The organism is Priestia sp. VA7 (assembly GCF_055710015.1).
Genome location: NZ_JBVQPN010000016.1, coordinates 1 through 15,498, shown reverse-complemented (window position 1 = coordinate 15,498; position 15,498 = coordinate 1). Strand labels below are relative to the sequence as shown.

19 protein-coding genes and 1 rRNA gene are annotated in these 15,498 nt (G+C 36.9%); 1 reads left to right on the top strand and 19 read right to left on the bottom strand.

Features of this window, described 5'->3' with window-relative positions:
* Window positions 1-5 precede the first annotated feature (5 nt).
* The 8 genes from ispE to metG form a co-directional block, all read right to left on the bottom strand.
* Window positions 6-875, bottom strand: a complete 870-nt coding sequence (gene ispE, locus AC0C45_RS28530) for a 4-(cytidine 5'-diphospho)-2-C-methyl-D-erythritol kinase (RefSeq protein ID WP_016762701.1) — start codon at window positions 873-875, stop codon at window positions 6-8.
* 198 nt (window positions 876-1,073) lie between these two features.
* Window positions 1,074-1,244 carry a small, acid-soluble spore protein, alpha/beta type gene (locus AC0C45_RS28525; protein WP_472929209.1) on the bottom strand — a complete coding sequence of 57 codons (171 nt, stop codon included), beginning with the start codon at window positions 1,242-1,244 and terminating at the stop codon, window positions 1,074-1,076.
* A gap of 194 nt (window positions 1,245-1,438) precedes the next feature.
* The gene (gene veg, locus AC0C45_RS28520) at window positions 1,439-1,672 is read right to left on the bottom strand and encodes a biofilm formation stimulator Veg (protein ID WP_013054859.1); all 234 of its coding nucleotides are present in this window, start codon (window positions 1,670-1,672) and stop codon (window positions 1,439-1,441) included.
* Window positions 1,673-1,945: 273 nt separating this feature from the next.
* Window positions 1,946-2,818: a sporulation peptidase YabG gene (gene yabG / locus AC0C45_RS28515; protein ID WP_013081339.1), complete on the bottom strand. Its 873-nt coding sequence runs from the start codon at window positions 2,816-2,818 to the stop codon at window positions 1,946-1,948.
* Between the two features lie 77 nt (window positions 2,819-2,895).
* The gene (rsmA, locus tag AC0C45_RS28510; RefSeq protein ID WP_472929208.1) at window positions 2,896-3,774 is read right to left on the bottom strand and encodes a 16S rRNA (adenine(1518)-N(6)/adenine(1519)-N(6))-dimethyltransferase RsmA; all 879 of its coding nucleotides are present in this window, start codon (window positions 3,772-3,774) and stop codon (window positions 2,896-2,898) included.
* Window positions 3,768-4,331, bottom strand: coding sequence for a ribonuclease M5 (rnmV, locus tag AC0C45_RS28505; RefSeq protein ID WP_013081337.1), 564 nt, complete (start codon window positions 4,329-4,331; stop codon window positions 3,768-3,770). Before rnmV ends, rsmA begins: the two co-directional genes overlap by 7 nt.
* 223 nt (window positions 4,332-4,554) lie before the next feature.
* Entirely contained in the window at window positions 4,555-5,325 is a 771-nt protein-coding gene (locus AC0C45_RS28500) for a TatD family hydrolase (protein WP_472929207.1), read from the bottom strand.
* Window positions 5,326-5,396: 71 nt separating this feature from the next.
* Window positions 5,397-7,379, bottom strand: a complete 1,983-nt coding sequence (gene metG / locus AC0C45_RS28495; protein WP_014462067.1) for a methionine--tRNA ligase — start codon at window positions 7,377-7,379, stop codon at window positions 5,397-5,399.
* A gap of 565 nt (window positions 7,380-7,944) precedes the next feature.
* Between metG and AC0C45_RS28490 the strand changes: the two genes are divergently transcribed.
* Entirely contained in the window at window positions 7,945-8,235 is a 291-nt protein-coding gene (locus AC0C45_RS28490; protein WP_170836841.1) for an AbrB/MazE/SpoVT family DNA-binding domain-containing protein, read from the top strand.
* Between the two features lie 32 nt (window positions 8,236-8,267).
* Here the strand turns inward: AC0C45_RS28490 and rsmI are convergent, their stop codons facing one another.
* The 11 genes from rsmI to rrf all read right to left on the bottom strand — a co-directional run.
* A complete protein-coding gene (gene rsmI, locus AC0C45_RS28485) occupies window positions 8,268-9,140 on the bottom strand; it encodes a 16S rRNA (cytidine(1402)-2'-O)-methyltransferase (RefSeq protein WP_016762698.1) in 873 nt (290 codons plus the stop codon).
* Window positions 9,118-9,405, bottom strand: a complete 288-nt coding sequence (locus AC0C45_RS28480; RefSeq protein WP_013054850.1) for a GIY-YIG nuclease family protein — start codon at window positions 9,403-9,405, stop codon at window positions 9,118-9,120. Before AC0C45_RS28480 ends, rsmI begins: the two co-directional genes overlap by 23 nt.
* Window positions 9,392-10,138 carry a tRNA1(Val) (adenine(37)-N6)-methyltransferase gene (locus tag AC0C45_RS28475; protein WP_013081333.1) on the bottom strand — a complete coding sequence of 249 codons (747 nt, stop codon included), beginning with the start codon at window positions 10,136-10,138 and terminating at the stop codon, window positions 9,392-9,394. Before AC0C45_RS28475 ends, AC0C45_RS28480 begins: the two co-directional genes overlap by 14 nt.
* Window positions 10,139-10,216: 78 nt before the next feature.
* Entirely contained in the window at window positions 10,217-10,582 is a 366-nt protein-coding gene (yabA, locus tag AC0C45_RS28470) for a DNA replication initiation control protein YabA (protein ID WP_013054848.1), read from the bottom strand.
* 14 nt (window positions 10,583-10,596) lie between these two features.
* On the bottom strand, window positions 10,597-11,424 hold the full coding sequence (locus AC0C45_RS28465; RefSeq protein WP_013054847.1) for a PSP1 domain-containing protein: 828 nt from the start codon (window positions 11,422-11,424) through the stop codon (window positions 10,597-10,599).
* A gap of 4 nt (window positions 11,425-11,428) precedes the next feature.
* Window positions 11,429-12,421 carry a DNA polymerase III subunit delta' gene (gene holB, locus AC0C45_RS28460; protein ID WP_016762697.1) on the bottom strand — a complete coding sequence of 331 codons (993 nt, stop codon included), beginning with the start codon at window positions 12,419-12,421 and terminating at the stop codon, window positions 11,429-11,431.
* A 33-nt stretch (window positions 12,422-12,454) separates the two neighbouring features.
* Window positions 12,455-12,784 carry a cyclic-di-AMP receptor gene (locus tag AC0C45_RS28455; RefSeq protein ID WP_047932848.1) on the bottom strand — a complete coding sequence of 110 codons (330 nt, stop codon included), beginning with the start codon at window positions 12,782-12,784 and terminating at the stop codon, window positions 12,455-12,457.
* 63 nt (window positions 12,785-12,847) lie between these two features.
* Window positions 12,848-13,474, bottom strand: coding sequence for a dTMP kinase (gene tmk / locus AC0C45_RS28450; RefSeq protein ID WP_047932845.1), 627 nt, complete (start codon window positions 13,472-13,474; stop codon window positions 12,848-12,850).
* Window positions 13,475-13,492: 18 nt separating this feature from the next.
* Window positions 13,493-14,917 carry an aminotransferase class I/II-fold pyridoxal phosphate-dependent enzyme gene (locus tag AC0C45_RS28445; RefSeq protein WP_047932844.1) on the bottom strand — a complete coding sequence of 475 codons (1,425 nt, stop codon included), beginning with the start codon at window positions 14,915-14,917 and terminating at the stop codon, window positions 13,493-13,495.
* A 152-nt stretch (window positions 14,918-15,069) separates the two neighbouring features.
* Window positions 15,070-15,252, bottom strand: coding sequence for a sigma factor G inhibitor Gin (locus AC0C45_RS28440; RefSeq protein ID WP_080621343.1), 183 nt, complete (start codon window positions 15,250-15,252; stop codon window positions 15,070-15,072).
* Between the two features lie 139 nt (window positions 15,253-15,391).
* Window positions 15,392-15,498, bottom strand: a 5S ribosomal RNA gene (rrf, locus tag AC0C45_RS28435); the annotation flags it as partial.

Here is a 15,498-nt window from a genome sequence, read left to right as displayed (position 1 = left end):
CGGATTTATTCAAGCGTTATTCGTTCACCTAGTAGCCTAACTGCATAAACTTTATCACAAAAGCCACGTAATCCATTATAAATGCGATGCATACGTGAATCATGCTGTACAAGTCCAAATACAGTTGGCCCACTGCCGCTCATGAGCACAGCATCGGCGCCAAAACGCTTTATTTGTTCTTTAATGAGAGCTACTTCCGGATGCATTTTCAGCGTTACTGCTTCCAATACATTTCCTACAAGGCTACACATTTGATCATAATTTCCTGATTGTATGGCGTGAACCATCTCATCTACTTTAGGATGATCCATCTCTTCAATTTTTAAGTTTCGATATACATCTGCTGTAGAAACACCTATTTCAGGCTTAGCCAAAATCACCCAGCAGCTTGGAGGTGCCTCAATATGCTCTACAATCTCTCCGCGCCCTGTAGCAAGAGCTGTCCCTCCGTACACGCAAAAAGATACGTCAGAGCCAATCTCAGCCCCTATTTGTGCAAGTGTGTCTAATGACAACCCTAATTCCCATAACGTATTTAAACCGCGTAATGTAGCAGCCGCGTCACTGCTGCCTCCAGCTAATCCAGCAGCTACTGGAATATGTTTATCAATTAATATATTTACACCTTTTGAAATGTTATAACGTCGCTTCAAAATCTGCGCTGCCTGATAAGCGAGATTTCGCTGGTCATCTGGAACAAAGCGATTATGAGAATAGATAACAATTCGTCCATCTTCACGGTCAGAAAGTTCAATTCTGTCCGCTAAATCAATTGTTGTCATAATCATCTTAACTTCATGGTAACCATCTGGACGTTTATGTAACACATCAAGTGACAAATTTATTTTAGCCGGTGCTTTCACCATTAATTTCAACTTACTTCACCTACTTCATCTTATCGAGTTTAACGCTATTTTATCATAAAATGAACAAGATATAGCTGTTCATTTAAACATCTTTGTTTAATCCTCTGTTTTATCTTTCATTTTGGGACAAAAAAACCGAAGCGGTTATACACTTCGGTTTTCCTCATTTCACTTTAAATAGTCGTATAAGCATTAATTTTCACTATGCTATTGCTTTAGCTGCTGCTGTGCAAGCTCTATAGCTCGCTTCACCATATTGCCTGCGTCTTTTGCCCGAATAGCGCCCCAGCCTTCTGCTTGTACAGTATCGTAAAAACCAAGTTCTTTAGCCAGTTCTTCTTTCAGCTTCGATGACATAATCCCTCTACGCCTTGACATTGCACATGGCTCCTTTACGTATAAAATGAAATTTCAACCTGAATCTCCTCGCTCTTTTACATAAGAAACGCGAGGACGATATGTATAGTATGTATAAAAAATAATGCATATATAATTTGAAAAAAAGACCAATAAAAAAGCAGTAAACCAATGTCCACTGCTCATCACCACTTGCTATATTGCCTATGTCATTCTTAGAAAAATTTTAGTTGCACTGTTTCCGTTAACACATCTGCGTAACTATACGAAACCCGCTCCAAAGAGTTTTCCTCTTGATCTAATTCAACGATAAAAACAGATGGGTACGTTTCTGTTAATACACCTGAACGTTCTACTGTTTTTCTACGACCACCGTTTGCTTTTAAAGTTAATCGTTGGCCTAGGTGCAAATCCAGCGCTTGCTTAATATCAGACAAAGTTTTCGCCATATTGGTCCACCTCACTATGTATAGTATAACACATGTTAGAAAAATAGTCAAAAACATAAAATTATAACAATCTATCTCTAATTGTGTCAATAAATAATTTTCAACATGAATCTACATTTCGCTGTTAGTATGCTCGTTTTTCAACGAAATATGTATATCTTTAGCAAATATTGAAAATGATTTTGTGTAATTAAGCGTATACTTTGGCTTCATACGAAAAAACAACTGGTTGCACATCATGCGTGTACATGCTGTAACCAGTTGTTTTTATTTCTACTCATCGCTTTCATAAGGCATGCCCGTGCGAAGCAGCCCTTTTGTTTCTACTCCTCCTAAACCTTTAGCACCCGTTAATGTATTACGTAAGACGTCCCATACATTAATACGATCCGTGAAAGGAGTAAAACTTAGTTTTGCTACTACATACACAGGGTCAAGAGCATGAATATTTACACGTGAGGGTGAACTAGCAAAGTTTGCTCCAGCTTGAATCAATAATTCAAAATGCGATTGACAGGCACCTGCAAAAATCACCAGCTGATCTAAATTACCAACTCTTTTTCTTGCTTCTTGGACTGTTTGAATATAGTGCTTGGAATGTCTATAAGCAAGGAGATCATCTTTATTTCCTTTTCCTTTGGAATAGGCATCATGACCTGTCAGCACTAGAATATCGGGTCTTACATCCTCAATTAGCTTTCCAACCTTCTCAGGCATTTCTGACTCAACGCAATGAACACCATAAACAGGAACACCAATTTTTTCGTAAACCAACAAACATTTACGTAAATAATTAGGGTCTCCGTCTACGTGCAGGACCTTTCCTGGAATTTGAAATAAGCGATGTGAATGGCTGTATCCATTTGTCATGCTATATTCAGTTTTCTCTCGAACGAGCCGATAATCCTGTTGAATAAGCTCCAAGGATCTTTCTAAAAGTTCTTCTTCTTGTTTTTTTCTTTGATCCTGTTCTTTAGCATCCACAACCTCTAGATCTGTACAAGGAGCGTCCGCAATCAACCGAACGTCTTCTCCTATTAAAGTCGCATATTTCCCCGTTTCGCTGTCATTAATAGCTATAACACGAAAAAGCAAATCTCTTTGATAAGAAGGTCGTGTAACTATATCACCAATTTTGATGTTCATATGCTTCACTCCGTCTTTGCTACTTCAAAAATAAATTCTCTTCATAGCCTATGACTTCATGATAAAAATGTGATAATTTAGCGAAATGATTTTAAAAGTTGATCACTTAGCTTTCCAAATTCTTGAATAGATAACGTTTCGCCTCTTCGTTTCGGATCAATTTCAGCAGTTGAAAGTGCTTGCTCAATGTCCGCTTTTTTCTGCTTTCCATTTGGCAAGTTGTTCACTAGATTGTTTAAAATTGTTTTTCGACGCTGTCCGAAACTTGCCCGTACAACTTGGAAGAAGAATGCTTCATCTTCGACTTCTACCGCTGGCTTCGGTCTTCTTAACAATCGAATAACAGCTGAGTCCACATTAGGCTGCGGATTAAACACTGTTTTAGGCACAATCATAACCGTCTCAGCCTCTGTATAGTATTGAATAGCAATAGAAAGTGAACCGTACTCTTTTGTTCCCGGTTTAGCTGCTATACGTTCAGCAACTTCTTTTTGAAGCATAACGACGATTCCACGTACCGGAATTTGCTCTTCTAATAATTTCATCAAAATGGGTGTCGTCACGTAATACGGTAAATTCGCAACGACCATTAAATCTTCTATGTTTTCAAATTCTTGTTCGAGCGTCCCTTTTAAATCCGCTTTTAACACATCTTGATGAATAACTTTTGCATTTGAGTAAGGAGAAAGAGTATCAGCTAAAATCGGAAGCAAACGCTGATCGATTTCAAATGCCAGCACTTTTTTTGCGCGCTTTGCTAGCTGTTCAGTTAAGGCCCCGATACCAGGTCCAATCTCAATAGCTCCCGTTTCTTCTGTTATTTCCGCATGATCAACAATACGATGTAAAATGTTCGTATCAATTAAAAAATTTTGTCCCAAACTCTTTTTAAATGTAAAACCGTATTTCTTTAAAATTTCCTTGGTTCGATTAGGCGTTGCAATATCTTTTAACACGATCCCTTTTCCTCCTTATTTATCTGCTCAACAGCTCTGATAAAGTCCTCTTTTGAAATTTGGAACATCTGTAATCGTTTATGGAGCTGCTTTCCGTTGGCATAACCAATTTTTAATAACTTGCCTATTCTTTCACGTCGAGACTTGGCTTTACTATCTCCTATCAAACGAGCTACGATTAAATCCTCTTGAGAAATCTCCATAGCTGCCCCCATCCACTCTTGCTTCACATCTTTTAGTGCTTTTTGAATAGATGCAATAGAAGCATGTTCAACTCCAATACCTTTGCCATTTTTAGGGCGAGCCTCTTCTTTATCTAAGAATGCATGTTTACATCCGGGAACACGTTCTGAAACAATATTTCGAATTCGCTGTCCTGGATAATCTGGATCTGTAAAAATAATCACGCCTCGTGTTTTTTGAGCTAATTTTACTTTCTCAATGGTTTCTTCATTTACAGCTGATCCATTTGTCTCAATGGTATCCGCATCCACTGCACGTTTAATTGCTACAGTGTCATCTCGGCCTTCTACTACAATAATTTCTTTAATCTTCATTGCTTCCTCCAAAACATTCAGTTTTGTTCATTTGCTTTTCAGTAAAAATGAAATGCTAGTTGCGCACATCATTTTTCTTCTATGAAATCAACGTTTTATCTTATTATCAACTAAATTAAAAAACATCTACCTGTTATTTTAACTGAAAAAGGCAGAGGATAACATTCTCCTCTGCGCCTATCTTTACTTTAACACGAAAATGATTGTTATATGAGAAAAAGTTTTAATCATTAATGCCAAATAGCTTTTTAGCGTTAGCTGTTGTAATATCAGCTAATTCTTCATACGTTATACCTTTTAACTCTGCAATTTGCTCTGCTACGTATGAAACATAACCAGGTTCATTGCGCTTGCCGCGGAATGGATGAGGAGTCAGATAAGGACAGTCTGTTTCAATTAATAGTTTATCTAAAGGAAGCTCTGTAGCAACTTCTTTTGGTTTTTTCGCATTTTTGAAAGTAACAGGTCCGCCAAAAGAAATATACATATTCATATCCATACACTGCTTCGCTACTTCAATCCTGCCCGTGAAGCAATGCATAATCCCGCCTACTTCTTCTACGTGCTCTTCTTTTAAAATGGTTACCACGTCTTCTGTTGCATCACGATTATGAATAATGATAGGTAAATTCACTTTGCGAGCTAAGCGAATTTGACGGCGAAATACGTCCTTTTGAACCTCTTTAGGTGATTTATCCCAATGGTAGTCTAATCCCATTTCCCCTAAAGCAACAACTTTCGGATGCTGAGCTAACTTTTCAATCCAAGCTAAGTGCTCATCCGTCATATCAACTGCATCTACTGGATGCCACCCAACACTAGCATAGATAAAGTCATACGTTTCAGCTATTTGAATAGCCTTTTTAATGGTAGGTTCATCGAATCCAACAACTACCATGTTTTGAACACCTTTTTCTAACGCACGATTAATTACTTCTTGCAAATCATCTTCATACTGTTCTGCGTTTAAATGAACATGTGTATCAAATAACATCTAATCGATCCTTTCCATGAATAAAAGGGGGTCCTCGCATGTTACACGTGAAACACCCCTTTTACCTATAGTTATTTTATCTTCGTGCCATTTGCTAAGTTTTGATCTACGCTTGCTAGTGAAAGACCATTCTCATCTTCACCCGCTAAAATCATTCCTTGTGATAGTTCACCGCGCAGTTTCACAGGTTTTAAATTGGTTACACAAATTACTTTTCGACCTACTAATTCTTCAGGCTTATAAAACTTGGCAATACCTGATACAACCTGGCGTTTTTCATAGCCAAGATCAAGCTGAAGCTTCAATAGTTTATCTGCTTTTTTAACTGGTTCTACTTGCGTAACTTGCGCTACACGAAGCTCTACTTTCATGAAATCATCAATTGTAATCTCTTCAGAAGGCTCTTCCTTCACAACAGGTTTTTCTTCCTTTGGAGCACTTCCTTGCATCTGCTCTTTAATAAACGCTACCTCTTCTTCTCGATCTAGACGAGGGAACATCGGCTCACCTTTTTCTACTTTTGTGCCTTCTTTAAGCATATTAAAACGCGTCGTGCTTTCCCACGTTTTTAATACATCTTCTTTTACACCAATCTGAGCAAAAATTTTCTCAGGTGTACGTGTTAAGAATGGCTGCAGCAATACCGCAATGTGACGAATTGATTCAGCTAGATGTGTCATAACAGAAGCAAGTTCTGCACGCTTATTCTCATCTTTTGCTAACGCCCAAGGCTGCGTTTCATCAATGTATTTATTCGTACGGCTTACATATTGCCAGATAGAAGCAAGAGCCACTGAAAACTCCATATCTTCCATCGCTTCTTCATATTTGTTCACTGTATCTTTTTGAGCTTGGACGATAAGTGCATCAAACTCTGTTACATTGCCTTCATAAGTCGGAATAACACCATCAAAATACTTATTAATCATCGCCACTGTACGATTAACTAGGTTGCCAAGGTCATTTGCTAAGTCAAAGTTAATACGTTCAACAAACGCTTCTGGTGTGAATACACCGTCTGAACCGAATGGAACTTCACGAAGTAAGTAGTAACGAAGGGCATCTAATCCATAGCGGTCAATCAATGTCACTGGGTCTACTACATTCCCTTTTGACTTCGACATTTTTCCATCTTTCATTAATAACCAGCCGTGAGCAAATACTTTCTTAGGAAGTGGCAAATCAAGGGCCATCAACATGATTGGCCAATAAATGGTATGAAAACGTACGATTTCTTTTCCTACTAAATGTACGTTAGCCGGCCAATACTTTCGATAGTTTTCATCGTTCTCTGTACCGTACCCAAGAGAGGTGATATAGTTAGAAAGCGCATCAATCCATACGTAAATAACGTGTTTTGGGTTACCTGGAACTTTTACCCCCCAATCAAACGTCGTACGAGAAACAGCTAAGTCTTCAAGGCCAGGCTTAATAAAATTATTGATCATTTCGTTCTTACGGGACTCTGGTTGAATAAATGAAGGGTTTTCTTCATAAAAAGCTAGTAAACGATCTACGTATTTCCCCATTTTAAAGAAATAGGACTCTTCTCGAACGAGCTCTACAGGGTGTCCGCTATCCGGGCTTTTTCCGCCTACAACTTTTCCATTTTCAACGATTGGATCTACTAGTTGATGCTCTGTATAATACGTCTCATCGGGAACTGAATACCAACCTTCATACTCATCAAGATAAATATCACCTTGTTCTAAAAGGCGCGCGAAAATCTTTTCCACGATTTCTTTATGTCTTGGTTCTGTTGTACGGATAAAATCATCATACGAAATATCCATCTTATCCCACAGCTCTTTGATTCCAGATACAATATCATCTACGTATTGCTGAGGTGTCACGTTTTTCTCTTCTGCTTTTCGCTGGATTTTTTGACCATGTTCATCTGTACCTGTTAAATAACGTACGTCAAACCCTCTCAAACGTTTATAACGAGCCATTGCATCTCCCGCTACCGTCGTGTATGCATGTCCTATATGTAATTTACCACTCGGATAATAAATCGGCGTAGTAATATAAAATGTATTATTTCCATCTGCCATGTTCATAACCTCCAACATTCCATTTCAACATTTTGGTTTATATGTATGTAATCATATAAACCCTGTCTTCTTATTCTACTATCTATCATACTATTTTACATGATAATTTCAAAACATTCTCTTCCTATATACATGGGAATATGACGGATTCACTTCATTTTTAAATAATCGTTATTTTTCCAAAAAATAATCCTGTTAATTGTATCAGCTTCGCCCTATTTTTATATAAAATATACTCTCATTCAAAAAGTCATTTTGATGAAAACGACAAATAGGTCTAATTTTGTCGTTTTATGTCGAATTATATTTACCCTATCTTCAAAATAGTTAATATCAAGCTATTTAGGCGATTAATCTTTTTTCCAATGAAACCCCTTGTCATTCCTTGACTGACGGTCACAATTAGCTTGTAAACAAGTGGAGAAAAAAATTTTTACCAGCTACATTTTTTTACATATAAAATGATTGACTAGTTTTGGAAACGCTGGTATTATGAAAGTACGTTGAAATTGTCGAATAATGACGAAAGTAATAACATAGAAAAATGATTACTGAGAGGAGAACGATTAACATGAAATCTACAGGTATTGTTCGTAAAGTTGATGAATTAGGACGCGTAGTAATTCCAATTGAATTACGTCGTACATTAGGAATTGCAGAGAAAGATGCTCTAGAAATCTATGTAGATGAAGAGCGCATCATCTTAAAAAAATACAAACCAAACATGACTTGCCAAGTAACAGGTGAAGTATCTGATGATAACATTCAGCTTGCTAGCGGCAAATTAATTCTAAGCCGTGAAGGTGCAGAACAAATCATGAAAGAACTTCAAGATTCTTTACAAGCTTCTAAATAAAACGAAAAGCTGTCTATGATAGACAGCTTTTTTTAATGTACGTGATATTCACTGTAAATGTCTCGCTTTGACACATCTCGGTCTTTTGCCACTTGCTTAATAGCTTCTTTGTTTGAAAGTCCTTCTTCTACATAGTGATCAACATGCTCGATAATGGTGAGCTGTTCCCACCATAGATTACTTTCATCTGGCGCTTCTTCATTTGTCCCTTCAAGAATTAAGCAGAATTCGCCTCTAATATCTGTGGCATTTGTCCATTCAATTGCTTCTAATACACTTCCTCTTAAAAATTCTTCATAGCGTTTTGTTAACTCTCTACATAACACAATAGATCGGTTCCCTAAAATTTCTTCTATACTCTTTAGCGTTTCTTTTAATCGATGAGGAGCTTCATAAAATATCATGCTTTCCTTAATATATTGAAGCTCTTGAAGCTGTTCTTTACGCTGCTTTTTATTTCTGTTTAAAAATCCATAAAAGTAAAACTGCCCCGTAGGTAGTCCCGAAGCAATTAAAGCTGTTAATGCTGCGTTAGGCCCCGGCAGCGGAACAACCGTATATCCTTCTTTAACGGCAGCTACCACTAACTCATAACCAGGATCTGAAATACAAGGCATGCCCGCGTCGCTTACTAAAGCAATATTTTTTTCACTGTCTAAGTCGCTTAACAGCTGTTCACTTTTTGTATGTTTATTATGTTCATGATAACTTGTAATAGGCGTATCGATCTCAAAGTGGTTACATAGTTTTTTCGTTTGTCTCGTATCTTCTGCGGCAATATAATCAACTTCTTTTAAAATTCGAATCGCACGAAATGTCATATCCTCTAAGTTTCCAATAGGAGTGGGAACTAAATATAAAACGCCTCGTTCATTCGATACATCATAACTTTTTTGTGATTTCATTCTGCTTTTCTTGCTCCCTTCGAATGTAAGCCTGTTTTTGCACTCTGCTTAACTGTTTGAACCAATACTCTTTTTGCATAGCTTCTGTTTTAGAAGTAAACACCTCATGCCAAATTAATGAAACAGGCCTTCTTGCTCTCGTATATTTTGCCCCTTTTCCTTCATTATGGACAGAAATACGTTTTTGCAAATTATTCGTGTAACCAGCGTAATACGTACAGTCCTTGCATTCAACTACATAAAAATAATGATTATTTTGTTCCATATAAAATCCTTTTTAATTCGTCCGTGTATTCATCATTATCTTGGTAGACCACCAGGGGAGGAAGAATCTTTAAATCTGGACTTCCATCCTTCGTACCTTCAATTAAAAGTGTATTTGCTTCTTTCCCATCTTTAGGATAGACAAACTGAAGTCTCTTTGGCTCTAAACGGTACTGCCTCATTAACGTAACGATATCTAATAGTCTTCCTGGACGGTGAACTAATGCCACTTTTCCGCCTTGCTTCACTAGTTGGCTACTGGCTCTAATCACATCTTCCAACGAACAATGAATTTCGTGGCGAGCGATTGCAAAATGTTCGTTTTCATTTATCTCTTCTTTATTGGATGTGGTGAAATAAGGAGGATTACATGTTACAACATCATATTGTCCATAACCCAGTTCTTGAGGCGCATTTTTTAAATCACCATGTATCATTTTAATCTGCCCATCGAGCTGATTATACGCAATACTTCTTTGCGCCATACTGTGTAGCCGCTCTTGAATTTCTACACCAATGATTTTTCCCTTCGTTCGTTTAGATAAAAACAGGGGGATTACACCGTTTCCTGAACATAAATCAACCAAGTTACCTTTACGAATTGGGACATAAGCAAAGTGAGATAAAAGCACAGCATCCAATGAAAAGGAAAAGACAGACGGACTTTGAATAATGCGCATCTCCTCATCCGCTAATAGATAATCTAAACGTTCATCTCCATATAACTCAACCATAGTCGTTCTTCTCCTTGTACATCTATTATTTATATCTTTTACTCATAAAAAGAACCTCTCCAAAAGGGAGAGGTGTTGTTACTTTTTATTTAAAAATGACAAGCAAAACAAACAGTCTCCATCTTTACGCACACTTCCATAATGAATGTTACAAATATGAAAACCCTCTTGGTAAAGGCGAGCCAAATTGTCATATCCTTCTCCGATATCAATTTGTTTTTGTTCTTTTGTTTGAGCGCTTGCTTTTGAATGTCTATTTTTCAGCTTCGTTTCGAAGTTTGTCTGGTCAAGGCGACGGCGCAAATGATCATTTTCTATTTGCAGGTGATGATTTTCTTCAATTAGCTCAGCAAGATGCTCTTTCAACTCACCTAACTGCTTATATAAATGACCAATTTGTTCCTCCATGTTTGTCACCGAATCAAAAATCTCTTTTTTATCCACCTTTGCCCACCTCGTTAATCTGTGGCTTGAAACGAAACAGCACCTTCATTATTGATCTCATCCAGAGTATACTCTAAAATTTGTTCGTGATCTGACAGTTCCACTTGAATAATTCTTTCCAAAATATTCAAACCCACTACACGTCCTGAACCATCTGAAGTTTTAATTGTTGAGCCTATATCAGGAAGCTGTTCTTTTGCCGTTTCATACTCATCATTTTCATATTTTAAACAACACATCAAACGTCCGCATAAACCAGAAATTTTCGTTGGATTAAGCGATAGGTTTTGGTCTTTGGCCATCTTAATAGAAACCGGCTCAAAATCACCTAAAAACGTTGAGCAACATAGCATACGTCCACAAGGACCTATCCCGCCCAACAGCTTTGCCTCGTCTCGTACACCGATTTGACGAAGCTCAATTCGCGTACGGAAAATAGCAGCTAAATCTTTAACTAACTCCCTAAAATCAATACGGCCGTCTGCTGTAAAATAAAAAATGACTTTATTACGATCAAACGTATATTCTACATCTACTAACTTCATATCTAAATCGTGTGATTGAATTTTTTGCACGCATACATCATACGCTTCTCTAGCAGCTTGTTTATTTTCATCCACAATCAGCCTGTCTTTTTGTTCGGCAATGCGGATTACTTTTTTCAAAGGAAGTACGACATCGTGTTCACTTACTTGCTTTTTATTAATAACCACTCTGCCAAATTCAACACCACGAACTGTTTCTACAATAACAAACTCACCATCTGGAATTGTAAGTTCTCCAGGGTCAAAATAATATATTTTTCCCGCTTTTTTAAAGCGAACGCCTACTACATCATACAAGCTTTTATCCCTCCTGCAAATCCAACACCAGCTGTTCCATTAATAACTGTAGATTCATATTTGAATTTAATTTATTTTTGGCCTTCAAGATAACCTCTAAGCGATAAATCGCTTTTTCCTGCGTTGTCTGAAGAGCTTGCTGTTTTAATTCTTCTATTTTATGACGATAGACGATTTTAGACTCTTGTCCAACTTGCAGCGTCAACAAATCACGATAAAGAAGCATCAATAAAGTTAAACCAATATGTGCTTGTTCTTTTTCTTTAAAATGTGCTACCCACTTTTCATGAATAAAAAGAAGAGCTTGTTGAGGTCTCGTTGTTAACACTTCATATAATTGTATCACTAACTTTATTGCAAGTCCAAACCATTCATCTTTACTTAATTCAATTGCTTCATCAATGCTGTTTGTTAAATTAGACAAGATGGACGCATCTACTCCGGAAAGGCCATTTTCTACTAGTTTTTCAGCTAACTGTTCTGGTGTAAGAGATCGAAATGATATTACTTGGCAACGTGAGATAATTGTATCTAATAAGCGCTGTATATTTTCTGTTAATAAAATTGCATAAGTTCCGTTGCCAGGCTCTTCTAAAAATTTCAGTAAACTATTTGCTGCGCTTACTGTCATTTTATCAACATGATTCACAATATATAACTTTTTATTAGATTCAACACCGGTTTTTGTGAATTCTGATTGCAAAAATTGAATTTGCTCTTTTTTAATCGATAAACCGGCTGGCTCAATCAAGTGAATATCTGGATGATTACCTGAATCAATTCGCCGGCAGTTACTGCACTCATGGCATGGCCTATGATTAACTGGATTTTGGCAAAACAGCGCTTTAGCAAACAAAAAACTAATTTGTTTTTTACCTGTTCCTTTGCTTCCTTCAAATAAATAAGCATGAGCAACTCGCTCTTTAAGTAAGCTGTTTTGCAAAATCTTTAATACGTTCGGCTGAAGAGCTTCAAGCTGTTCCCATGTATTTCCCATTCAATCATCACTTTCTATTTAAAATCTTCTCTCTTAAAATTGATGAAATTGATCTATTGGTAGTACGAATACTGTAGCTCCGCCCACTTCAACTTCAACAGGATACGGAATGTATGAATCTGCATTACCGCCCATCGGTGCCACAGGAGAAATCATCTGCCTGCGGTTTTCACATTGGCCCTTAATAATATCAAGTACTTCATCTACTTTATGATCATCTGTACCAATCATAATTGTTGTATTCCCTGATTTTAAAAATCCGCCCGTACTTGATAATTTGGTTGAACGAAACCCTCTTTCTACAAGTGCATTTAAAAGCTTTGAGCTATCTGAATCTTGAATAACGGCCATTACTAATTTCATGAATAACACCTCATTTTACTTTTTTGTTAAGAATAGTATAGCAAGAATAACGATCATCTGTATTTATTTTAAAATCAATTTTATTTGTTTATAAGCTTCTTCATAGACTTTTTCAACGGATTGATTTGCATCAATTCGTCGAATACGCTCTGGAAATTCACTCAAAAGAGATAAATATCCATCTCGTACTTTGTAATGAAAGTCTAAGGATTCTAAATCTAATCGATTAATCTCATCTTTTCGACCTTTATTAATTCTTTCTAACCCTACCTCAGGCTCAATATCAAAATATAAAGTGGCCTGTGGCATCGTTTGCTCAATAGCAAATTGATTGATAGCAAAAATATCTTCTACGCCTATACCCCGCGCATTTCCTTGATAAGCAAGTGAGCTATCAATAAAACGATCACATAATACTATATTCCCTTTATTTAGCTCAGGAATCACTTTTTCTACAAGATGTTGTCTTCTAGCCGCAGCATAAAGAAGCGCTTCGGTTCTGGCATCCATTTCCGTGTTAGATGGATTTAAGATGATTTCACGAATTTGTTCAGCAATTCGTATGCCTCCAGGCTCTCTTGTTAATACAATATTATAGCCCTCTTGTATTAATTTTTGTTGAACCATGTGGATGATCGTCGTCTTACCAGCACCTTCTGGCCCTTCGAATGTAATAAACGTTCCTGACATGTATATAAATTCCTTTCTCTATTTAAATACTTCTATCTTTCCTTCTTCCATACAAGAGCCGCCCTGAATATGACCATTTAACCTTTGAATATGCAAAATATAGTCAATATGATTGCTTGTAATCGTTTCTCCCTCCATTAAAATAGGAATTCCAGGAGGATATGGAATAACAGATTGTGCGCTTACACACCCAATCGCTTCTTCAAAAGAACACATATGCTTTGTTCTTAGTTTTCTTTCTTCCATAGGCAGGAGAACCGTTGCTTTTGAAAAACGAAATGGTTTGATTATTAGTTTTTCATATGACTTACGCTGTATATTCTCTACTGCTTGTCTAACCCGCTTAATTGTATCATTAAAATCCCAACTGCTGCTTAAAGGTAGCACAAACAATACATAGTTAACGTCAGCTAGTTCTGTATAAATATCTTGCTTTTCCAGTTCCTTTTGCAAATGATATCCTGTTGCAGCCGAACAAGTCAACGTCATTTTCAAAAGGTCGGTAGCAGTTTGATCTGTTTCCACATCAATAGTTGAAAGTGTATCAATCTCATTAATCTTTTCAACAAACGAATGAATATTTTCAGTCATTCTATCAATATCATACTGAGTAAACTGCTGCAGATAATACCGTGCTAAATCGAGAGAAGCCATAATAGGGTATGAGGGACTGCTTGACTGCAGTACTTGTAGGTGATGCCGAACGCTTTGCTTATTTATCAACGTCCCCTGCATATGTAAATAAGAACCCATAGTCATAGCTGGCAGCGTTTTATGTGCTGACTGAACAACAAGATCCGCTCCATACGTAACAGCTGACGACGGAAAAGGATTACCTAAAATAAAGTGGGCTCCATGAGCTTCATCAATAATTATAGGAATATTGTAGCCATGAATAAAGTCAATGATCTCCTTTAGATCTCGCGCCACCCCGTAATAAGTAGGATTTGTTAATACAAATGCTTTTATATCCTGAGAACCCTCTAAAGCTGCTTTAATTGTTTTAATGGATACACCTGTACTAAGATGTGTTTTGGAATCTATTTCAGGAGCTAAAAAAATAGGTGATGCCTTTGATAAAGCAATAGCATTAAAAATAGATTTATGAGAATCTCTTTGAACAGCAATTTTATCTCCTTCATGACAAAGAGATAAAATCGCGGCGAGATTGCCTACAGTAGAACCATTAACTAAAAAAAAACTTTCATCTACTCCATACAACTTTGCCGTTAACTCTTGTGCTTCTTTAATAACAGATTCTGCTTCATGTAAATCATCTAATCCGCTAATTTCCGTTAGATCGTATTGCAAAAAGTCTGCGTAAGAAGACTGAATATGTGAAGGTAGAATTTGACCATTTTTATGGCCGGGCACGTGATAAGAGAGTGACCTCTTTTCGCTGTGCCTTACTAAACGGTTATATAAAGGTAAATATGTATCCATACATCCATTCCTTACTTTTGTAAATATAACATTGCTAACTTGATAAAAGAATATGTAAGTATTTTTCCTATCAAAATTCATTTTTCTTTCATTATAACAAACTTAGATGATTTTTTTGAGCCATATAAAGAAGCCCTTATAAAAAAGGGCTTTTAGTAAGAAAACACTCCTGATATTCTCTTTAATTGATTTACTAACAATTGATAACGAAAATGAGATGAATCCACCTCTACAATCTCTACCTCGCAGTGTTGGCATATAAAGCTGGAAAACACCTCAATACCCTTTGTATGCTGTTCATGACAAACGGAACATGTTTTAATTTGTTTTTCCATTACTCTCCACCTCCACTAAATAAGTATCGACAAGATATAACTTCTTTATGCACTTCATTTACCCCATTTTATGTAGATAGCTTATACTCTGTGAATAATAAAAAAAGGACTAGCTATTTTAGCTAGTCCTTTTTCAGGTGCCTGGCAACGTCCTACTCTCACAGGGACAAAGTCCCAACTACCATTGGCGCTAAAGAGCTTAACTTCCGTGTTCGGTATGGGAACGGGTGTGACCTCTTCGCTATC